23 protein-coding genes are annotated in these 20,473 nt (G+C 71.2%); 11 read left to right on the top strand and 12 right to left on the bottom strand.

From position 1 onward, the window contains the following. Nucleotides 1-11 precede the first annotated feature (11 nt). The 12 genes from WME73_RS38085 to aroA form a co-directional block, all read right to left on the bottom strand. On the bottom strand, nt 12-311 hold the full coding sequence (locus WME73_RS38085) for a hypothetical protein (RefSeq protein ID WP_437912771.1): 300 nt from the start codon (nt 309-311) through the stop codon (nt 12-14). Nucleotides 312-555: 244 nt separating this feature from the next. Beyond that, complete coding sequence (locus WME73_RS38080) at nt 556-981, bottom strand: HIT family protein (protein WP_437912769.1); 426 nt, start codon at nt 979-981, stop codon at nt 556-558. A 154-nt stretch (nt 982-1,135) separates the two neighbouring features. After that, on the bottom strand, nt 1,136-2,077 hold the full coding sequence (locus WME73_RS38075; protein WP_437912768.1) for a hypothetical protein: 942 nt from the start codon (nt 2,075-2,077) through the stop codon (nt 1,136-1,138). 133 nt (nt 2,078-2,210) lie between these two features. Further along, nucleotides 2,211-3,161 (bottom strand): hypothetical protein, encoded by a 951-nt coding sequence (locus WME73_RS38070; protein WP_437912767.1) that lies wholly within the window; start codon nt 3,159-3,161, stop codon nt 2,211-2,213. 122 nt (nt 3,162-3,283) lie between these two features. After that, nucleotides 3,284-4,741, bottom strand: a complete 1,458-nt coding sequence (locus tag WME73_RS38065; protein ID WP_437912766.1) for an AI-2E family transporter — start codon at nt 4,739-4,741, stop codon at nt 3,284-3,286. After that, nucleotides 4,738-5,289: an HIT family protein gene (locus tag WME73_RS38060; protein ID WP_437741188.1), complete on the bottom strand. Its 552-nt coding sequence runs from the start codon at nt 5,287-5,289 to the stop codon at nt 4,738-4,740. The genes WME73_RS38065 and WME73_RS38060 overlap by 4 nt, the downstream gene beginning before the upstream one ends. Nucleotides 5,290-5,421: 132 nt before the next feature. Continuing rightward, nucleotides 5,422-5,946 carry a hypothetical protein gene (locus WME73_RS38055; protein WP_437912764.1) on the bottom strand — a complete coding sequence of 175 codons (525 nt, stop codon included), beginning with the start codon at nt 5,944-5,946 and terminating at the stop codon, nt 5,422-5,424. Nucleotides 5,947-6,135: 189 nt separating this feature from the next. Continuing rightward, nucleotides 6,136-8,229 carry a 30S ribosomal protein S1 gene (locus WME73_RS38050; protein WP_437852464.1) on the bottom strand — a complete coding sequence of 698 codons (2,094 nt, stop codon included), beginning with the start codon at nt 8,227-8,229 and terminating at the stop codon, nt 6,136-6,138. Next, entirely contained in the window at nt 8,121-9,284 is a 1,164-nt protein-coding gene (locus tag WME73_RS38045) for a hypothetical protein (protein ID WP_437912763.1), read from the bottom strand. Before WME73_RS38045 ends, WME73_RS38050 begins: the two co-directional genes overlap by 109 nt. 4 nt (nt 9,285-9,288) lie before the next feature. Continuing rightward, the gene (locus tag WME73_RS38040; protein WP_437912762.1) at nt 9,289-10,254 is read right to left on the bottom strand and encodes a hypothetical protein; all 966 of its coding nucleotides are present in this window, start codon (nt 10,252-10,254) and stop codon (nt 9,289-9,291) included. Then, nucleotides 10,238-11,050: a (d)CMP kinase gene (cmk, locus tag WME73_RS38035; RefSeq protein ID WP_437741183.1), complete on the bottom strand. Its 813-nt coding sequence runs from the start codon at nt 11,048-11,050 to the stop codon at nt 10,238-10,240. Before cmk ends, WME73_RS38040 begins: the two co-directional genes overlap by 17 nt. A gap of 53 nt (nt 11,051-11,103) precedes the next feature. After that, a complete protein-coding gene (gene aroA, locus WME73_RS38030) occupies nt 11,104-12,489 on the bottom strand; it encodes a 3-phosphoshikimate 1-carboxyvinyltransferase (RefSeq protein ID WP_437852460.1) in 1,386 nt (461 codons plus the stop codon). A 123-nt stretch (nt 12,490-12,612) separates the two neighbouring features. Here aroA and WME73_RS38025 point away from each other — a divergent pair, with 123 nt between their 5' ends. The 11 genes from WME73_RS38025 to WME73_RS37975 all read left to right on the top strand — a co-directional run bounded on the left by WME73_RS38025 (nt 12,613) and on the right by WME73_RS37975 (nt 20,467). Beyond that, nucleotides 12,613-13,515, top strand: a complete 903-nt coding sequence (locus tag WME73_RS38025) for a nucleotidyltransferase domain-containing protein (RefSeq protein ID WP_437912761.1) — start codon at nt 12,613-12,615, stop codon at nt 13,513-13,515. 75 nt (nt 13,516-13,590) lie between these two features. Next, a complete protein-coding gene (locus WME73_RS38020; RefSeq protein ID WP_437912759.1) occupies nt 13,591-13,869 on the top strand; it encodes a cupin domain-containing protein in 279 nt (92 codons plus the stop codon). A 129-nt stretch (nt 13,870-13,998) separates the two neighbouring features. Then, on the top strand, nt 13,999-14,304 hold the full coding sequence (locus WME73_RS38015) for an ArsR/SmtB family transcription factor (RefSeq protein WP_437741180.1): 306 nt from the start codon (nt 13,999-14,001) through the stop codon (nt 14,302-14,304). Between the two features lie 97 nt (nt 14,305-14,401). Next, nucleotides 14,402-14,875, top strand: coding sequence for an ArsI/CadI family heavy metal resistance metalloenzyme (locus WME73_RS38010; RefSeq protein WP_437912758.1), 474 nt, complete (start codon nt 14,402-14,404; stop codon nt 14,873-14,875). After that, nucleotides 14,859-15,578, top strand: a complete 720-nt coding sequence (locus WME73_RS38005) for an aquaporin (protein WP_437912757.1) — start codon at nt 14,859-14,861, stop codon at nt 15,576-15,578. Before WME73_RS38010 ends, WME73_RS38005 begins: the two co-directional genes overlap by 17 nt. Further along, nucleotides 15,575-16,003: an arsenate reductase ArsC gene (locus WME73_RS38000; RefSeq protein ID WP_437741177.1), complete on the top strand. Its 429-nt coding sequence runs from the start codon at nt 15,575-15,577 to the stop codon at nt 16,001-16,003. The genes WME73_RS38005 and WME73_RS38000 overlap by 4 nt, the downstream gene beginning before the upstream one ends. 94 nt (nt 16,004-16,097) lie before the next feature. After that, nucleotides 16,098-16,304 carry a hypothetical protein gene (locus WME73_RS37995; RefSeq protein WP_437912755.1) on the top strand — a complete coding sequence of 69 codons (207 nt, stop codon included), beginning with the start codon at nt 16,098-16,100 and terminating at the stop codon, nt 16,302-16,304. 944 nt (nt 16,305-17,248) lie between these two features. Further along, nucleotides 17,249-18,100: a hypothetical protein gene (locus tag WME73_RS37990; protein WP_437912754.1), complete on the top strand. Its 852-nt coding sequence runs from the start codon at nt 17,249-17,251 to the stop codon at nt 18,098-18,100. Between the two features lie 53 nt (nt 18,101-18,153). Next, nucleotides 18,154-19,530, top strand: a complete 1,377-nt coding sequence (locus WME73_RS37985; RefSeq protein ID WP_437912752.1) for a protein kinase domain-containing protein — start codon at nt 18,154-18,156, stop codon at nt 19,528-19,530. Between the two features lie 113 nt (nt 19,531-19,643). Next, entirely contained in the window at nt 19,644-19,970 is a 327-nt protein-coding gene (locus WME73_RS37980) for a hypothetical protein (protein WP_437912750.1), read from the top strand. After that, nucleotides 19,958-20,467 (top strand): hypothetical protein, encoded by a 510-nt coding sequence (locus WME73_RS37975; protein ID WP_437912749.1) that lies wholly within the window; start codon nt 19,958-19,960, stop codon nt 20,465-20,467. Before WME73_RS37980 ends, WME73_RS37975 begins: the two co-directional genes overlap by 13 nt. Nucleotides 20,468-20,473: the final 6 nt, after the last annotated feature.

Raw genomic sequence — 20,473 nt, 5'->3', positions numbered from 1 at the left:
GAGCTAGCCTGTCAGTTCAGGAAGCGTGGTGGAGGACGACGGAGGGGAGGGTGGGGGACGGGGGACGGGACGCGGACAGGCCGCAGATCGGCGACGAGAACGGCGCGCGGCCGCGCCGCGCCCGCGCGCGGCGCCGGTCGCGAGGCGACCGAACGATGCGCTCCGTCGCGGAACTGCGGCTGCAAGGCCTCGAGGGCCCCCGCGTCGTTCTCGCTGGCCCCGGTACGAAACGATCCCGAAACATCGGAGTTGCCGGCTTCGATGATGCTGATATTCGCCCGTCCCAGCGCAGCCGGGGCGAGGATCAGCATGAAGAGCAGCGCGATCCGAGGGAAAAATGACCGGAGAGCCAGCATCGTTCGAGGAGTGAGAGGCTGTCGGCCCCGGGAACCAGGGAAGCGCCCTGTCTATTCCCTAACCTGGCAGCGGTCTCGGTTCGTCGCAAGACACAACGAGGTGCAGACCGTGTGTGGCAGAATGTCCCGATCTGGGACGGACGTCTCGCGCCTGAGCCAGCACGGCGCCACGTCCAAATACCCGTACCAGCGACAGAATTCAACCCGCAGCCAATGCCGTCACGATGGCGTCGCGAAGGCCGCACATCTCGTGCTCACCCGCATATTTATAACGAGGCCAGAAGAAGCCCTTGAGACCGTCCCTCTGACGGCGCGGGACCACGTGGATGTGCACGTGGGGGACGCTCTGACTGACGCGGTTGTTGATGGCGACGAAGAAGCCCTCAGCAGAGCACGCGGACTCGACGGCGCGCGCGAGGCGCTGCGCGGTCGCGAAGAGCGGACCGACGAGCGACGCCGGAACGTCGGTGAGCACCTCGTGATGGGCGCGCGGGATGAGCAGGCAGTGGCCGGGGAAGAGCGGGCGGTGATCCAGGAACGCCATGACGTCCGGCTCGTCGAGCACGACGTGGGCCGGCGTTTCGCCCCGGGCGATGCTGCAGAATACGCAGGGGCGGGGCGGCATGGCGGGCCTCGCGCTCTTCGATGCCGCGCCACCTGCCTGGCGTCAATGCCGGGTCAATGCCGGGGGCGCGGGCAGCGGAGCGCGTCCGCGGTCACGCTGGGAGCGCGCGACCGCGGCCACACAGGGCGGGCGCGGCTGCGCAGGGGGCGCGCGATCAGTGGCTCGCGAGGATGTCGTCGATCGAGCCGTAGGGGGCAGGCTCCCGCGTCCAGTAGTCGAGGAGAAGGCCGCCGGCCGTCATCCACGCTCGGTCGAAGCGGCCGTCCTGCGACGTGACGCGCACGACGTGGTCGCCGCCGTGGAAGGCCCAGTGGCGGCCCGTGTGGTCGAAGTGGTCGATGAGCGCGCCCTGCCGCGTCTTGACGTGGAGCGCGTCGGAGGGATCGTCCCACGAGGTGTCGATGATGAGCTCGTAGACCTGCCAGATGTTGCCGGACGGGAGCACTCCCCAGTCCATCTGGACCCCGGAGTCGTTCGGGAGCCCGAAGACGAAGCAGCGGGGCATGCGCCGCGCCGCGTGCCAGAGATCGCCGTTGCGGCTCGGCTCGTGGTGGAGCGTGACCAGCGTGTCGCGCGCGAGGCCGAACGCGTCGTTGTCGCCGGGGCTGTCCCACACCCGGCGGAAGAGGTGCTGGCAGAGCTGGTCGGCCCCGGCGGAGAACCCGACGGTGAGCAGGCCCCGCTGCCGGCGCTCGTGCAGGAGGCGCCCGAACTTGCCGGGCTCTCCGTCGAACATCGCGCCGAGTTGCTTGTAGCGCCAGAGCCCTGTCGTGCTGTAGCCGCCGCCGAGGATCACCACCTCGGACGACGCGAGGTAGTGCCAGAGGACGTCGACGTCCTCCCTGCGCAGGTTGCTGCTCCAGTAGAACGGCACGTGCTCGAGGCCGAAGCGCTCGTAGAACCGGAAGAACCAGCTGAAGTTGCCGTACGCGAACTCCTGCCGCTCGCGCTCGTTGCCGTCGCGGGGCGCCTCGGACATCGGCAGGAACAGGATGCGCTTGTTGTCCCGCCCCGAGAGCGCCCGCTGCGCGATGTAGTGGTCGTGGATGAAGTTGCAGCGGTTATGGGAGCTGTAGAGCAGCGCGGTTCCTCTCATGAGGGCGCGCATCTGAGCCGCTCGCCGCGCCGCGCGTCAAGGGGCCGCTCTCGGCGGGCGGGCTCGGCGCGCCGACGGCGAGGCGCGGCGCTGGTCGGCCTCGGCCGCTCGTCGGTCGACCACGCGCCGCGCGTCAGCCGCGCCGCACCTGCTGCATCTTGCGAGGGATGGCGCCCGAGCGCATCAGCATCTCGAACGCTTCCTTCTCGAGCATCGGATGGACGCCGCGCGGCGGGACGCCCATGGGGCTCTTCTTCTTCGTGACGAAGCCGCTCAGGTACTGCGGGTTGAGCGCGCTCAGGCTCCGCAGCGTGGTCTTCATCTGCTTCGTGTTGTTCGCCCACGCGTAGGCGAACGCGCGCGAGCGGAGCAGCTGCGGCTTGAGCTCGGCGAACGCCTCGTCGTTCGGATCGAAGGTCTCGAGCAGCTCGACCGCCTTCCCGGCCTGGCCGGTCCGGGCCCACGCCTCGCCGACGATGGCGGCCATCATGGCGCGGATCCTCGGCTCCTTGTGGCGGGTCATGTCGATCCTGTCGACGAGCGCCCGCGCCTCGTCCGTCTCGCTCAGGATGAGGTGGATCATGCCGCGCTGGGCGCGCGCCTCGTCGGCCATCGGGGCCATCACCTTGTCGAGGTTGATGGTCTCCAGCGTCCGGAGCGCGGCCCGCGGGTCCTCCTGCATCTGGAGCTGCGCCTTCGCGAAGGTCGCGGCCGTGTCGTCCTTCTTGAACTCCGTGTCGAGCTTGGCGATCGCGTCCTTGCGGGCCTCGGCGGAGTCGGCTGTCTGCACGATCTGCGCGACGGCGCGCGTCCGGGTCGCGAAGCGCAGCGCCCACACGATGACGCCGCCGACGATGACCGTCAGGACGCCGGCGACCGCCTTCGGCCAGACCCCCGGGATGGCCAGGGCGATGGCCCAGACGATGAGCGCCGGGATGCCGACGCGGATGGCGAGCGAGCGCGGGTTCAGCTGGGAGAGCGGGTCGGCGGGGGGCTTTCCGCTGCTGCGGAGGGCGGCGATGGCCTGCTCGCGCTGCTGCTTGGGGCTCTGCTTCTTCGGGGTGGGTTTGCCGGGGGTCTTCATCGAGGTCGTGGAGCTGATTTCCTGCGCGGGGCGCGGGGTCTCATAGCCGGCTTGCGGGGGAGCGGCCAGCGGAGGCGGACAGACGAGCTGACCGGCCCGGGGAAGGGCTCGGGCGATGGGGCCTAGCTCGCGGCCGTGTCGGGGTCGTTGCCGCGGGCGCTGGGCTCGCCCTCGGGCTCGGGGGCGGGGACCGGCGTGGAGGCCGGGCGGGCGGATTCGAAGCCGCGCAGCGGCGGGAGCGGCTCGATCGCGGGGGCGATGATCGGGACGCCGCGCTGCGGCGGGATCGTGGCCGTCGGATCGGCGAGGCCCAGCGTCGACTCGCGGAAGTGGAGGAAGATCGTCTGCGCGAGCGAGAGGCAGGGCACCGCGAAGAGCGCGCCGGTGATCTGGAAGAAGTGCTCGCCGACGAGCAGCGCGAGCACCACGAGGACCGGGTGGATCTTCGCCGCGTCGCCGATGATCTTCGGGTTCAGGAAGTTCGCCTCGAGCTGGTGGATGCCCACGATCCACGCGAGCACGCCGACCGCCGTGCCGAACGACTGCGTGAGGCCGATGAGGACCGCGGGGATCGAGCTCAGGATCGAGCCGAAGATCGGGATGAGCGACATCACCGCCGCGAGGACGGAGAGGATCGGCCAGTACTTGAGGTCGAAGAGCCAGAAGCCGATCGCGGAGAGGACGCCGTTGACGAGGCAGATCAGGAGCTGCCCGCGGACGACGCCGGAGAGCCCGCGGTCGAGCCGGCGCAGGAACCGATCGAACGAGTCGCGCGAGGTCGGGTGCCAGAGCTCGCGGAAGAAGCGCAGGATCTTCTCGTGCGTCAGGATGATGTAGCCGGCGAGCATCAACGTCATGAAGAGGTTGAAGATGCCGCGCGAGATGGCCGTCGCGATGGCCTGCCCGATCCGGAGGACCGCGAGCGAGTTCTCCTTCAGGTAGGTGGCCCCCTTCTCGTAGCCCTCCTGGAGCATGTTCGCGCTGGAGAGCCCGCGGTGCCTCGGGCGCGCCTGCGCGATCTGCCAGACGCCGTCGCGCGTCTCGCGGACCTCGACGTCGTCGGCGATCTGCACGTCGAACGAGCCGTCCGGCCCGGGCAAGATGCGGATCGGCGGGCGCTCGACGCCCTCGTCTCCTCCAGGGGCCGCGATGGCGTCAGGCGGACGCGCGGCCTGATCGGGCTCCTGGGCGGGCGCGATCGCCGGCGGCGGCGCCTCGGGCTCGCGGCCCGACCAGCGGTTGAGCCGCGCGTCGAGCGCGGGCAGGTACTCCTCGCGCAGGCGCGCGGCGAGGCGCGGGGCCTCGGCGGTGAGCGCCTTCCCCTCGGCGATGAGGCGCGGGACGCTGAGGGCGAAGAAGCCCGCGATCCCGGAGAGCACGAGCGCGTAGACGACGAGGATCGCCGCCCACCGCGGGACGCGCGCGCGCTCGAGCCGGAGGACCGCCGGCGTGAGCACGTAAGCGACCACGAGCGCGAGCACGAACGGGAGCAGCACCGCGTGGGAGACGATGAGCAGCGCCGCCGTGAGGACGGCGCTGACCGTCAGGAACACGGTGCGCTGCGAGGGGCCTTCGCTCACAGCGCCTCGCCGCGCGCGGCCCGGCCGTGGGTGCCCTCGTCGACGAGCGGCGCAGGGAGGTCGGCGAAGAAGCCGAGCAGGTGGTCACGCGTCGCCTCGAGCGCCTGCGGGACGACGCGGACGTCGGCGAGCACCGGCATGAAGTTGGTGTCGCCTGGCCAGCGCGGGACGATGTGGACGTGCAGGTGCTCGGCGATGCCGGCGCCCGCCGCGGTGCCAAGGTTGATCCCGACGTTCATGCCCTCGCACTTGAGCGCGGCGCGCAGGCGGGTCGTCGACTCGCGCACGAGGCGGAAGAGGGCCTCGTGATCGGCCGGATCGAGCGCGTCGAGCGAGGCGACGTGCGCGTGCGGGACGATGAGGAGGTGGCCCGACGCGAACGGGTAGCGGTTGAGCATGACGAACGCACGGCGGGTCGTCGCCACGACCAGCCGGTCGCGCTGTTCTTGCTCGGATGCGCGGGGGATGCCGCAGAAGATGCAGTCGGCCTGGCCCTTCGGCGCAAGGATGTACTCGATGCGCCAGGGCGCCCACAGGGGGTTACCCATGTCGCGGAGACGCTAGCACGGCGGCAACGCGCGCGGGACCACCGCTCGCTCGTCACCACGCCGCTCTCGGCAGGGGCCGCGCAGGGGCGCGCCTCGCGTTCCGCCGCTCCGCCGCAGCGCCGTCGATGTGGATCAGAACTGGATCGGCGTGGCCGCGAGATCGAACCAGAGCGAGAGGCCAAGCCCGGCGGAGGTGCCGAGCGCATCCCAGACCACGTCGCGGACCGAGGGGGTGCCGTGCCCGGCGGCATCGTAGACCTCCTTCGCCAGCCCAGCGCCGAGCGCGACCGCGGCCCCCAGCGCCAGCCGCTGGCGGAGGTCGCTGGTCGCGAGCGCGCCGAGCGCATACCCGCCGCCGGCAAGGGCGATTGACGCGCAGAAATGGCGCATCTTGTCATCGCCGAACCACGGGTCGGCAGCGCGGAGCGGGGCATAGGCGCGCGCCAGGGGCTGCGCCGGGAACCCCGCCCAGGGAGCTGCCGAGGCGCGGGGGCCATCGGCGCGGGCAGCGGGAGCGGCCGTGATGCGGGGGCCGCCGGCGCGGGCAGCGGCAGCGGCCGAGGCGTGGGGGCCGTCGGCGCGGGCGGGGACAGCGCCGAGCGCCAGGGCGGCGAGGACGGGCGCACCGAGGGCGGAGCGCGCAAGGAGGCCTCTCATCGCGGCATCGTCCGCGGCCTCGCGGAAAAAGCAAGAGGCGAGGCCCTGGGAAGGGCCTCGCCTCTCATCGACATCGGGTCCACACGGCGAGCCGGGGGCACCGGGGCGCACTCGGCCCGCCGCACCTGACGTGCGGCGGGTGAGCGCCTGGCGCGCGGCCGCGTCAGCGACGCCGCGCGCCGGGCAGCGTCACTTCAGGTCGAGCTTGGTGCCGAACTTCTCCTTGATGAGATCACCGATCGTCCCGGCCGCCGGCTTGTCGTCGTCGTCCTTGCGCTTCTGCTGCTGGCGCTGGACGGGCGCGGGGCGCTCCATGCCGATGTTCTTCATCGTCAGGAAGAGCCGGCGATCGACCGTGTCGAGCGATGAGATCTCGGCCTTCACCTTGTCGCCGACCTTGAGCTTGCCTTCCTCGGGCTCCTGCACGTCGCCCTGGGAGATCAGGCCCTCGACGCCCTCGCGCAGCCGCACGAACACGCCGTAGTCGACGATGCTCACCACCTGGGCGTCGTCGAGGACGCGGCCGGGCGGGTACTCCGTCAGCATGCTCGGCCACGGGTCGTCCCAGAGCTGCTTGATGCCGAGGGAGACCTTCTTCTCGTCGTGGTTGATCGAGAGGATGATCGCCTCGACGTCATCGCCCTTGTGGTAGAGGTCGCTCGGGTTGTTGACGCGCACCGACCACGAGAGATCGCTCTTGTGGACCATGCCGTCGACGCCCTCCTCGATCCCGACGAAGACGCCGTAGTCGGTGAGCGACCGGACCTTGCCCGCGATCTTGTCGCCGGGGTGGTACTTGTCCGTGAACAGCATCCACGGATCGGGCTCCAGCTGCTTCAGACCGAGGCTGATGCGCTTCGCGCGCGCGTCCACCTCGAGCACCTGGCACTCGAGCTCCTGGCCCACCTCGAGCAGCTTCGACGGGTGCTTGACCTTCTTGGTCCAGCTCATCTCGCTGACGTGGATGAGGCCCTCGACGCCCGGCTCCAGCTCGACGAACGCGCCGTAGTCGGTGATCGACATGACCTTGCCGCGGACCTTCTTGCCCGCCGGATACGCCTCCTCGGCGTGGTTCCAGGGGTCCTCCTGGGTCTGCTTGAGGCCCAGGGAGACGCGCTCGGTGTCGGCGTTGTACTTGAGGACCTTCACGAGGACCTCGTCGCCGACCTGGAACACCTCGCTCGGGTGGTTCACGCGGCCCCACGACATGTCCGTGATGTGCAGGAGGCCATCGATCCCGCCGAGGTCGACGAACGCGCCGTACTCGGTGATGTTCTTGATGGTCCCCTTGACGGTCATCCCTTCCGTCAACGTCTCGAGCGTCTTGGCCTTCATCTCGTCGCGCTCGCGCTCCAGGAGCACGCGCCGCGAGAGCACGATGTTGCCGCGCTTCTTGTTGAACTTGATGACCTTGAACTTGTAGGTCTGGCCGATCAGCTTGTCCAAGTTGCGGATCGGGCGGAGATCGACCTGAGAGCCCGGGAGGAAGGCCTTCACGCCGCCGCGGATGGTGACCGAGAGGCCGCCCTTCACGCGCTGGCTGATCGTGCCCTCGATGAGCTCGTCCGCCTCGCAGGCGTTCGAGATCTCATCCCAGACCTTCATCTTGTCGGCCTTCTCCTTCGACAAGGTCACGAGGCCGTCGTCGTTCTCGCGGCTCTCGATGTAGACGTCGACCTTGTCGCCCGCCTTGACGGCGCTCTGGCCCGCGGCGTCCGCGAACTCGCGGAGCGCGATCACGCCCTCGCTCTTGCCGCCGATGTCGACCACGACGGAGTCGCGGTTCACTGCGACCACGGTGCCGGAGATGATCTCTCCTTCACGCGCGAAATCGCCCCCCTCCACGCTCTGTTCGAAGAGCGCGGCAAAGCTCTCCATGCTCGCCCCGGACGAGCCAGCCTCCATATGGATGTTACTAGTCATGTTGTTCGTTCTTGTTTCCTTTCCTTCCCTGGGATTCGCCGCGCGGGCGCAGGCGTGGACCCTAGGTGCCACGCACGAGCGGCGGAGGGGCAGGCACACACGTACCGATGCACCCGGGCCCCTCGGGAGAGGCGAGCCTGTAGTCTGAGGAGGGGCCTCTGTCAATGCAACGACCGAGCCACTGGAGGTTTTTGTGGGTCCGGTCCGTTTTGCTGGGAAGGATGTGCCCGCCCGCTCAAAGCAGCGCGATCTCAGGGCGCGCCGCCCAGCGCGCTCCCTCCGGCGTCGAGCGCGTCGCGCGCGGCTCGGGCGCGGTGTGCGATCTCTGCGCAGGCGCGATCGAGGCCCTCGTGGGGCCATTTCGTCCGGATCTCGACGAGCTCTCCCTGCGCGAGGGCCTGGGCTCCCTCGAGCGCGGCGCCCGCGCCGGCGACGTCGGGGAGCAGCGCGAGCGCGAGCTTGAGGCTGCCGAGGAACGCCTGGGTGTCCGGGGCGAGCGCCGCGGCGGCCTCGCCCGCAGCGGGCGCGAGGCGCATCGAGAGCTCGGGCTCCGCGCCGAGGGTGAGCGCGCCCGAGGCGTGGTCGACGCGGCGGAACAGCGCTCCGGCCCGCGGCAGCACGCCGGAGACCGCGGCGGCGGCGCCGGACCACGCGGCGCTGGTGAGCGCGAAGGTGACGGCGCCCTGCTCGGGCAGATCGAGGCGCCGCCACTCGTCTGCGTCGGGCGACGCGGGCAGCGCGGCCTTCACGATCTCGACGTCCGTGCCGAGGACGAGCGTGCCGTCGTCGGCCTGGCCGAGCACGGCGCGCGGCCCGACGAGCAGGAGCTCGCCCTCGCGGCGGACGCCGGTCCAGCCCTCGTCGCGGGCGACCTTCTCCATGCCGGCGACGAAGCGGCCTTTCGGGATGCGCCCGCCCGCGAGCGCGACCCAGCTCGTGGCGTCGGTCGACGCGACGACGATCTCGCGCAGATCCGACGGGAAATCGAGGCCGGTGGCCGCCTCGATGCGCGCCTTCCGCGACGCGGTCTGGGGCGCGTCGTCGAGCAGCGGGAGGAAGTGCCGGCGCACGGGGCCGAAGAGCGCGAGGTCGGCGGTCTCGAGGCGGACCACGATGTTCGCGTCGCCCGGGATGTGCTGCCGGGCCGTCGGCACATAGCGCCAGAACAAGAGGTAGACGCCGAGCGCCGCGCCGGCGAGCAACGCGGCGAGCGCGATCGCGACAACGAGGCACGCGGCCCCACGAGGGCGGCCCGGGCGCTGCGGGGCGGCGGGGGCGCCCTCGCCGGGCGGCGCGGGGAGCGCGTCTGCGGGGGCGGCCCCCGGCGCCGGCGCGGGGTCGCCCTCGGGCGCGGGCGCGGCGAGGTCGTCGGTCACTGTCGGTCGGATCGGTTCTTCGATCAGGGTGTCAGGCATCGGCTTAGCCCGGGGAGCGCCCGGACAGCAGGGCGAGCACGAGGGGCGCAGGGAAGAGCCAGCGGAGCCGCACGGTGCTCTCCACCTGCTCGATCGAGAGCTCCTTCATGAGATCTGCGTAACGTACATCCTCGACGTTGTCGCGGAACACCTCGATGAACCGGCGGGCGCGCTCCGCGCCGGCCGCGTCGACGCCGACGAGCTCCACGTCGAGGCGCACCCCTTCGTCGTGGAGGGACGCCACGGCGCGGACCCGCGCGACGCCCGCGACGAGCGCGCCGATCGACGGGAAGCGCCGCGCGAGGTAGGGGGGGAGCCGGCGCGCGCGCAGATCGAGGCTCACGAGCCCCTCGGCGGCCGGGTCGCCGCGGCGCGCGTCGGGGCCGTCACGGAGGAGGCGCGCGACGCTGCTCACCTCGACCGCCGACACGAGCGCGACCGCGCGATCGCCGAGCGCGATGATCCGCGCCGTGTCGGCGCGCGATCCAACGACGCCGCCGCGGCGGTCGAAGACGGCGACGCCGTCCTGCGCCGCCGGCGCCGGCTCCCAGCGGCCGGGATCGGGCGTGAGCCCGGCCATCCGGCCCTCGAGGACGACCACGCGATCGCCCTCCTCGAGATCGGCGAGCCGCAGGCCGAGCCAGACGACGTCGGCGCGCTGGAGGGCGCTCTCCAGCGCCTCGTCGGGCACCTCGTCGAGCGCGCGCCGGGCGAGCTCGTCCGAGGCCGCCTGGCCCAGCCCGTCGCGCATGCGGGCGACGTCGACGCGAACGACGAGATCGAGATCGGCCGGGAGCAGATCGGCCGGCTCGATGCGCCGGACGACGCGCGGGCCTGCGGGGCTCGCCGCGCGCGCGGGGTGGCCGCCGCCCGCGAGCCGCGGCGCGGCGTCCCCGCAGGCCGGGAGCCCGAGCGCCATCAGGGCGGCGGCGGCGACGGCGGCGGCGCGGACCTCAGCCGCCGCGCGCACGGATCTCCACGAGGGTCGCCATCTCGTCGATGATCTCCTGCGGGCTCCTGTGCCCGGAGTCGACGAGGATCGCGTCGTCGGCCTTGCGGAGCGGCGCGACGGCGCGCTCGCTGTCGGCCTTGTCGCGGCGGAGCACGTCGGAGAGCGTCGCCTCGAAGCTGACGGGCATGCCGCGCGCGACGAGCTCGTCGTACCGCCGCTTCGCGCGGATCTCGGCCGGCGCCGTCAGGAAGAACTTCACCTCGGCGTCCGGGAACACCACGGTGCCGATGTCGCGCCCCTCGAGCACCACGCCGCCGCCAGCGCCGGCCTGCCGCTGCATCGCGAGCAGCGCCTTGCGCACGGCGGGGATGGCCGAGACCCGGCTCGCCCCGAGGCTGATCTCGGGCGCGCGGATCGCGCTGGAGACGTCCTCGCCGTCGAGCAGCACGCGCATGCCGCTGCCCCCCAGGCTCGACTGGGCCGGGGCGTTCGCGGGCGGGGGGGCGGAGGAGTCGGGCGGCATGCCGTGCGGGCTCCGCTCCAGCGCGATGCGCCCGCCGCGCGCGAGATCCTCGGCGAGCGCGCCGATCTCGCCCTCCTCTTCCCACGTGAGGCTCGCGCGGCGGGCCGCGAGCGCGACGGCGCGGTAGATCGCGCCGGTGTCGACGAGCAGGTAGCCGAGCCGCTCGGCGAGCCCTCGCGCGACCGTGCCCTTGCCGGCGCCGGCCGGTCCGTCGATCGCGACGCGCAGCCGCCGGGGCTCGCCCCGGGCCGGGAGGTGGTGCGCGTCGTCCTGTCGTTGTCGTTCGGTCACCTGCGCTCCTCCTCCTCTCTCTTCCTCACGGGATCGCCTCACCGATCGCGCGCTCACGCGGCGCGGGCGCCCTCGACCTCGATGCGCGCGCCCAGGGCGCGCAGCGTCCCGACGAAGAGGGGAAAGCTGGTCGCGATGCAGCCCGCGTCGCGGACGCGCGTGGGCCCGCTCGCGGCGAGCCCGAGCACGGCGGCCGTCATCGCGATGCGGTGATCGCCGCGGCTGTCGACGTCGGCCGCGTCGAGCGGCCGGTCGGGCCTGCCCTCGACGAGGAGCCCGTCGGTGCGCTCCTCGCAGCGCAGGCCGAAGGCGCCGAGCACGGACGCCATCGCCGCGATGCGGTCGGTCTCCTGCGCGCGCAGCTCCCGCGCGTCGAACACCTCGGTGAGGCCGCGCGCCCGCGCGCCGAGGCCGAGCAGGATCGGCAGCTCGTCCATGGCGCGCGACGCGAGCTCGCCGCCCGCGCGCCCGGCGCGGAGGCCGCCGCCGGAGGAGGCGGACGCGACGTGGACGTCGCCGGTGGGCTCGCCGAGGGCCTCGCCCTTGATCTCGACGGCGACGCTGCCATCCATGTCATCCATGTCGCGCAGCACCTCGAGCAGGCCGGTGCGCGTCGGGTTGAGGCCCACGCGCCGCGCGGTCACGCGGCTCCCCGGCACGATCTGCGCGGCGGCGACGAGGAACGCGGCCGCGGAGAGGTCGCCGGGCACGTCGAGCTCGAACGCCGGCAGCGCGCCGGAGAAGCGGGCCGCGTCGAGGCAGACCATCGCGCCGACCGAGTCGATCGGCACGCCGAGCGCGGTGAGCATGCGCTCGGTGTGATCGCGCGAGACGATCGGCTCGCGCACGAACGTGGGGCCGTCGGCGTAGAGGCCGGAGAGGAGGAGGGCGCTCTTCACCTGGTCGCACGGGACGGGGAGCTCGTGCTCGATCGACGAGAGCACGTGCGGCTCGGGGAGCGGCCCGACGTCGAGCGGCGCCGTGATCTCGCCGATCTTGCGCGGATCGAGCTGCCCCTCGATGCGCCCGCCGCGGAGCCGGAGCGGCTTCGCGACGCGATCCATGGGGCGGCGCGAGAGCGACGGGTCGCCGACGAGCCGCGCGGCGAAGCGCTGGGCGACGAGGATGCCCGCGAGGAGGCGCATCGTGGTGCCGGAGTTGCCGCAGTCGATGGGGCCGCCGGGGGCGCGGAGGCCGGAGAGCCCGGCGCCGTGGACGACGAGGTCGCCCGGCGACGGCTCCTCGACGCGGACGCCCATGGCGCGCAGCGCGCCCACGGTCGAGAGGACGTCGCCGCCGAGCGTCCCGCCCCGGATGCGGCTCTGCCCGGTGGCGAGCGCGGCGAGGAGGAGCGCTCGGTGGGCGATGCTCTTGTCCGCAGGGACCGGCACGCTCCCGATGAGCGGCCGCTCCGCCGGGTGGACGATGAGGTCGGGCACGGGTTGCCGTGTAGCAGAACGGCGGGCGCAGGCACAGCGGGCGGGGCGCCGAGGGCGGCGGGACGGCGCGGGCGCCTCGATGTTAGGGTCGCCGCGTCGCAGTGGGGATCGACAGGAGGCGGCATGGACGAGGCACTGGACGTGGCGGCGCGCGTGGCGGCTCGGCTCGGCGCGATCCCGGGCGTGGTCGCGGTCGTGCTGGGCGGATCGCGCGCTCGCGGCGCGGGCCACCCGGACTCGGACGTCGATCTGGGCATCTATTACGAGCCCGAGAGCCCGCCCGACCTCGCTGCGCTGCGCGCGCTCGCGCGGGAGCTCTGCGCGGGCGGCGCCGAGGGCGAAGTGGCGGCGCTCGCGCGGGAGCTCCACGCGAGCGCCGCCGAGGACGTCGTCACGCCGCCCGGCGCGTGGGGGCCCTGGATCAACGGCGGCGCGTGGCTGGAGATCGAGGGACACCGGGTCGACTGGCTCTACCGGGATCTCGCGCGTGTGCGGCGCGTGATCGGGGAGTGCCGGGCGGGGCAGGTGGCGTGCGACTACCAGCTCGGTCACCCGCACGGCTTCCTCAGCGCCAACTACCTGGCCGATATCCACGACTGCCGGCCCCTCTTCGATCCGGAGGGCGCGCTGGCCCCGCTGAAGGCGCTCGTGACGCCGTATCCGCCGGCCCTGCGGAGGGCGCTCCTCGAGAGGTTCCTGTGGGAGGCCGGCTTCGCCATCGACACCGCGAAGAAGGCCGGGCGGCGCGGCGACGTGTTCTACGTGAGCGGCTGCCTGTTCCGCGCCGCTGCCTGCCTGGTGCAGGCGCTGTTCGCGATGAACGAGCGCTACCTTTCGAACGAGAAGGGCGCCCTGCCGAGGACGCGGGCGCTCTCGCGGTGCCCTCAGGGCTTTGCCGGCAGGGTGGAGGCGACGCTCGCCGCGCCCGGCGAGGGCGCGGAGGCGCTGCTCGCGAGCCTCGGGCGCATGGAGGCGATCGCGCGCGAGGTGCGCGAGCTGTGCCGCGGCGACGAGCCGAGCTGCTAACATCCGCCACGACGATCGCCGAGGGCGCCGCGGGGGCGGGCCAGGCGGCGGCGCATGAAGCCAGGACGAGGAGCCATGGAGTCGATCAAGCTGGAGCACGGTCCGTCGGAGGAGCAGCTGGCGAAGCTCGGGGCGCGCGGCTGGCCCATCTGGACGAAGGAGGTGTCGACCTTCTCGTGGCACTACGACGAGCGGGAGATCTGCTACCTGCTCGAGGGCGACGTGATCGTGACGCCCGCGGAGGGCGGCGCGCCGGTGCGGATCCAGGCGGGGGATCTGGTGACGTTCCCCGCGGGGCTGAGCTGCACCTGGGAGGTGCGCTCGCCGGTGCGCAAGCACTACCGGTTCGGCTGAGCGGCGGTTTCACGGCGCCGAGGCTCCCCCGCGCGCTCTCTCAGGGCACCAGATGCGGCACCGGCTCGTATTTTTGTTTATTTGGAAGAAGGGCTTGCGCCGATGCTTCGACATTATTAGAAGTAAGGCGTGCCGTCGACGCTCGACCGCCACGCCGAACAGCTCGCCGCGCTGGGTCACCCCGTGCGCCTGGCTGTCCTGCGCTTCGTGGTGCAGGCCGGCATGGAGGGCGCCTCCGCCGGCGACATCCAGGCGCACGTCGGACTGGCCGCTTCGACGCTGAGCCATCACCTGAAGCGGCTCGTCGATGCCGGCGTCCTGAGAACGCGGGGGGAAGGGACGTTTCACTACTACAGCGCCGACTACGAGGCGCTCCGAGCCCTCACAGCGTATCTGTGGGAGGACTGCTGCAAGCGCGGCAAGGCGTGCTGCTGAACAGCGTACCTGTGGGAGGACTGCTGCAAGCGCGGCAAGGCGTGCTGCTGATTTTTTTTGCCCCTCTATTTCGATATTTTTGGAAGGAGAATGCGCGATGAATGTCCTGAAGCCTCATGTTTCGCTCAACGTCTCCAACATCGACGCCTCGGTTGCGTTCTACGAGAAGGCCTTCGGCGTATGCGCCTCGAAGCGTCGTCCCGGCTACGCGAAGTTCGATCTCGCGTCGCCTTCCTTGAACCTCACGATGCAGGAGGCGCCGCGTACTGGCGTGAACGCGAGCCACTTCGGCGTGCAGGTGGCGAGCACCGAGGATGTGCTCGAGGCCAGGAGCCGCTTCGAGGCCGCGGAGCTCAAGACCTTCACGGAGGAGGACACGGCTTGCTGCTACGCGGTGCAGGACAAGGTCTGGATCGAGGACCCCGACGGCAACTCGTGGGAGGTGTTCGTGGTGAAGGGCGACGCGGCCGTGATGGGGAGCCAGCCCGCGATGCCCTCGAAGAGCGATGCCGCGTGCTGCGCGCCTGGGTGCTGCGTCCCATCCAAGCTCGACGATGCCGCCGCGCGCTGATCTCGCCCGCAGGGCCGTCGCTGAGGCGCTCGGGACGGCCCTGTTGCTCGCGACCGTGGTCGGGTCCGGGATCATGGCCGAGCGTCTTGCTGGCGGGAACGTGGCGATTGCCCTGCTCGCGAACACGATTGCGACGGGGGGCGCCCTGGTGGCGCTCATCCTGACCTTCGGGTCGATCTCCGGCGCGCACTTCAACCCAGCCGTCACGCTCGCCGACGCGAGCCAGGGCGGGCTCTCCTGGCGCGAGGTGCCCGCCTACGTCCTGGCCCAGGTCGCCGGCGCCTTCGCGGGCGTCGCCGTGGCTCACGTCATGTTCGGCGAGGCCCTCTTCTCGGCGTCTCAGCACGAGCGCTCGGGGCTCGCCCAGATGGTGAGCGAGTTCGTCGCGACCTTCGGGTTGCTCGCCGTCATCTGGGGCAGCGTCCGGAGGCGGGCCGAGTCGGTCCCGTTCGCCGTCGGCGCGTACATCACGGCGGCCTACTGGTTCACCTCGTCCACATCGTTCGCCAACCCGGCCGTGACGCTCGCCAGGGCGGCGAGCGACACGTTCGCCGGCATTCGGCCGACCGACGCGCCGGGGTTCATCGTCGCACAACTTGCAGGGGCAGCGGCGGCGACGCTGGCGTTTCGCTGGCTCGTTCCCGCCCTGCCCGAGGTCGCCGAGCGCGTCGTCGATCGCGCGCTTCCGGAGGATGTTCCATGAAGACCGTGCTCTTTGCCTGCGTTCACAACGCGGGCCGCTCCCAGATGGCCGCGGCGTGGTTCAACGCCCTGTCCGACCCGTCCAAGGCGCGCGCCATCTCGGCCGGTACGGAGCCCGGCCCGCGCGTCCATCCCGAAGTGCTCGCCGCGATGGCGGAGGAGGGGATCGATCTCTCGGCCGTGAAGCCCCAGCGGCTGACTGACGCGCTGGCGAGCCAGGCGGCGCTGCTCGTCACCATGGGATGCGGGGAGGTGTGCCCCGTGGTTCCAGGGCTTCGCCGTGAGGACTGGCCCCTCGAAGACCCCAAGGGCAAGCCGGTGGAGCGCGTGCGAGAGATCCGCGACGAGGTCCGCGTGCGCGTGTCCGAGCTCGTGTCTCGCGAGGGGTGGGCCGCTGCGCCTACGGCCGAGGAAGGCCGAGGATGAGCTGCGAGCCGGCGGGCGCAGCGGAGCACCGGCGATCGCCGCCGGGCAGCCGATGCGGATCCAGGCGTTGCGGGCGTTCACTACTTCCCGCGGCGTGGCGCCGTCGCTGTTCGACGGGGCGTTCAGCGCGAGCTGCTCGCGCTGCGCCTCCACCTTCTCGATCTCGAGCGCGGCCGCGACCCAGGCGTCCACCACCTGCGCGAGCGGCCCCTCGGGCGTCTTCAGCTTCTTGAGCAGCTTCTCCGACGCGTCGTCGAGCCGCGACGGGAGCAGCTTGGCGTCGCCCGCCTGGTCGCCGTAGCTGCGCGAGACGGCCTTGAGCCCCGCCGGCGCGAGCCGGTCGCGCAGATCGAGGACCGCCGCCGCGAACGCGGGGTCGTCGGTCATCTCGGCGAGCGCGCCGAGGTAGTTGTACGCCCCGCGGAGCTTGCGATCGTGCGTGGCGTCGAGCGCGACGGCCTTCTCCATGAGCGCCTTCGCCTGCTGCTGAAGGCTGGAGCCGAGCCGCTGTGTGGTGAGGATCCGGCCGTGCGCCTCCTCGACCGCGGGCAGGAGCGGCGCGAGCAGCGGCAGCGACGTGAAGACCCTCCGATCCTGCTCCGGATCGAGCCAGGGGCCCGAGATGTTGACCATCGCTTGCGGGGTGAGATTGCGATAACCCATGAGATACCCTCCTTGGTCAGGGGCGTCCCGAATCTCGGTCCGGGTTGGCTGGATGCAACGCCCCGCGCGCTCAGGCAGCCGTCGCGATCTTGCTCCGTGGCCGGAGGCTCGCTGGTTGCGCTCGGTCCGCTTCGGGCGGCCCGGATGGGCGGCCAGGGCATGTGCTCAGCTCCTGAGAGAGGCCCTCTCCTTTCCAAGAGAGGCCCTCTTCCTCACCAGAGGCGCGCTCCGTGCCGGTGCACCCCGACCGCCCAGGAGTGCGATTTGGTGAGAATTTGGGAGCGCGATTTGCAATGCGTTGGCGAGAGCAAATTCGGCCTGTGGGGGATTCAAAGCGCGGGCAGACCTATGTTAGTCCACGTCTGCCCGAGGGATGGACGCCGCTCCGGCCGAGGCTGAGCTGAAAAGGCGGTACCGCGCCGGATTGGGCCGGCGCGGCATCCGGTCCCCTTCGTAGGGCCGAGGTGCGCTTTGCTGCGTTCTGCGCTGGTCATCTGTTGGTCGCACGTGGCGGCCGTCGCGATGTTCCTCCTCGCGCTCGAGCCAGCGTTCGCCGCGCAGCCGCCGCCACGGTCGCCGCGCGTGACAGCCTTGATCAGAGAGGCGGAGGCCGCCTTGGAGCGGCTCGACATCGCGCGCGCTCGCGACCTGTGGGCGCAGATCTACGATATCGAGCGATCCACGGTGGGGATCTGCCAGCTCGGGCAGCTCGACCGCCGGCTCGGGCGCTGGGTGGACGCCGTGGTGGAGCTCACGCGGTGTGTGCAGGACATGCGCCCGCCGGCCACGCCCAGGGAGCGGCGGCTCCACGAGACGCGGCATGCGGACCTGGCGGCGGCGCGGCTCGAGGTGGCGCAGCTCCACGTGTTCGCGCCCGCCGGGGCGGCGCCCGTGCTCGTGGACGGGCGCCTCGTGGACGAAAGCGGTCAGAGCTACGTCGCGCCCGGGCAGCACGAGGTGACGGCGATGTTGTCGGATGGGCGCAAGGTACGCTCCATGGTGCACGTCACCGCGGGAGAATCGCGGGTTGTCCTCCTGAGCGCCGAACCGGCGAGCGTGCGCTCGGTCGCTCCGCTGAAGGCGACGCCGGCGGGCGCGCCGGCTCAGCCGGAACCCGGTCCGGCGCCGTGGCTTCTCTATACGGGCTCCGCAGCGTCGGGCGCGTTCCTGGTCTCAGGAATCGTGCTGCACATCGTGGCATCGATCGAGGACACCGCCTTGAGGGACGAGATGTGCAAGCCCCACTCGGACATGGAGACTGCGGGCGTCTTTCGAAGAGAGCAGCAGGCCGTCGAGGTAAAACAGCACCTCAGCACGGCAGCGCTTGTTGCCGGGACCGCCCTCGGGGCCGCAACACTCGCGGTTGCGGTGCTGCCGAATGGCACTCAGATCCGCGCGCGTAGGGCTGGCGCGGAGGTGCGGTTCTCGTGGTAGAGCCTGGTATCGTCTGGGAAGGTCACCGGATCCTCGGTGAGGTTCACGATGGCATGGTCCGCACGTTCCTCGCCCGGCAAGTAGGCGAGGAGGGAGCGACGGTCTGGTTGCACGTTCGTGAGGGCCAGGCCTTGGACAGGAAGGCCTTCACGTCCGAGCTGAAGCGGCTGCAGGATATCTCGCGAGCGGTGCCGCAGATCGAGCCCGTTCTCTACGGCGACGCAAGCGGCCTATCTGCCTGGGTCGCGTGTCGGCGGAGCGACGGCATCGGCGTCAAGGACGCAATCTCCGGGGCCGATCTCGGGGCGACCGCGCTGCGGATGGTGATCGAGATCGCCCGCACGATCGAGCGCTGCCACGCGCTGGGCTGGTGCCATGGGGCGCTGAGTCCGGAGCGCGTGTTCATCACGTCGCAGCGCGACTACTGCATTCGCCTGTTCGGCCTGGTCAGGTTGTTCCGGATCGAGCCGCACGAAGCCGCACGAGAGCCGCTGGTGGCGCCGGAGCTGCTGAGCGGCGAACGTGTCGGCCCACGGGCAGATGTCTATGGCCTTGGAGCCCTGCTGTACGAGCTCGTGTGCCGTCGCTCGCTGGACGTCGGCCAGACGGGTGAGCTTGGGGCGCGGCGTACGACCCCGGTCATCCCGAACGACACCCCGCGCGCTGTCGCCGCCGCGATCGAGATGGCCCTGGCTGAGGATCCGCGTCGCAGATACAGGAACGTCAACCACTTCATCACCGTGCTCGAAGACCTCGTGGACGCATGGCCTACGTTGGACCAGGCGCCGAGCTGCCGTGATGATCGGGCTTCGAGCGCTGGCGCAGCGCCGTCAACGCTGCGCAGCTCGCACATGGAAGGGCCACGGTCGCGAGCATCGGTGATGGAAGGCCCGGATACTTGCCCGTCCGAGGTCGCGCCCGGGGCTGTGCCATCGGGGGTTGCGCCGTCGAACGAGGACGAGCCTCCGCTGCCGCAGGTTCCCCCGCTCGATGTGCCCTCGTCGACGGCCTCCACCCCGGAGGAGCCGGTTTTGCCACCGCCACCGTCGTTGATCCGGCAACCGGATCGAGAGCTCCTGGCCGCCCGGCGCACGCCTCCCGGAATGTCGCCCCGGTCACTCCCCCTACGCATCGCTGCTTCGCTCGCTGCGTTGGCTGCGATAGGCGCCGGGGTGCTCTGCCTGATCCACCCGGCTCGGATCATGCTCCGCGCGGAGAAGCATGGAGCGACCCTGGTGGATATGATCTCTCCGCCACGAGAGGTACGGCGCTCGACGCGAACGCTGGGCTCGACGTCGACCGCATTGAGGGAAGCGGACAACCGGCCGCGCACCGCGCTTTCGCGGAAAATGAGCGTGGCGACAAGAGCCGAGCTGCGCCGGGCGTACTGCGAGGCCGGCGATGTGAGCTGTGGTCCTGCGACGTACTAGGAGGGCTTCTGTCGATGCGATGTGTTCTTCTGTTCATCGGCGCTGCGGCCGCGGTAGGTTGTGTCCCCGACCGCGACTGCCCTGGCACAGGGCCCCACGAGGGCGATCGTGCCGTGTGGCTCTGGAAGGGCACGCAGAACGAGGTGCAAGGCTGTGCGGAAGAGACGGAGGTCCTCTGGGATGGCTGGCGGGAAGATACCTCCACCTCACCCGAGTCGCCGTCGTTCGCACGTGCTTGCGCAGGCGTCGTTCGCGATGACCTCCCGGACGGGTACACCCTTTGCGTGATCCCGACCGAGGACGAGGAGATCTGCTACGAGGGATACGAGGATCGCGCGGTGTATGTCGAGGAGAATGGAAAAGAGCACGTGATGTGCTGCACGCCCGCGGGGCACCCGCCGACGGTGATCCCTCTAAGCTTCGGCGAATGCACGACATGAGCGAGCCGATGGCAAATTCTCTCGCACGTGCGCTCTCGCCGCTGTTCTGGGTTGTCGTGTGGAGCTCGGGTGGAGGATGCCTCGCTCAAGCCGAGCCCGAGGTCTCGGGCAAGGCGGTTGTGACGCGCGCCGGCGAGGAGCTGGTGATCGACACCGGCGGTAACGGAACGAAACTTGTGGGCCTGGACGACGATCCGACAGGGCTGTGCGTGGTGCGGAACTCGGGCGGCCTCAGCGTGGTGGTGGAGAAGGGGGATGGTGCCCGGCTTTCCTTCATCAACGTCATGGACGGGGGCGGCCTGCCTCATGTATCTGCGACGATCGACGGAGATCTCTACCAGGGTCCTTGTGAGATTATTGTCCAGGAGCAGCCAACGGACCCGTACGAGGCCGACGTGACGGCGGGGCCGTGTGACATCATCCGGCTCTTCGACGGGGCAACGGCGCGCGTGGAGACGGCGGTCTTTCACGTCTCGGACTGCAGCGGGGCCGATTAGGCGGAC

The organism is Sorangium sp. So ce302 (assembly GCF_051530145.1).
In the GTDB taxonomy this organism is placed as follows: Bacteria; Myxococcota_A; Polyangia; order Polyangiales; family Polyangiaceae; genus Sorangium; species Sorangium cellulosum_B.
This window is presented reverse-complemented; position numbering and strand designations above follow the sequence as displayed.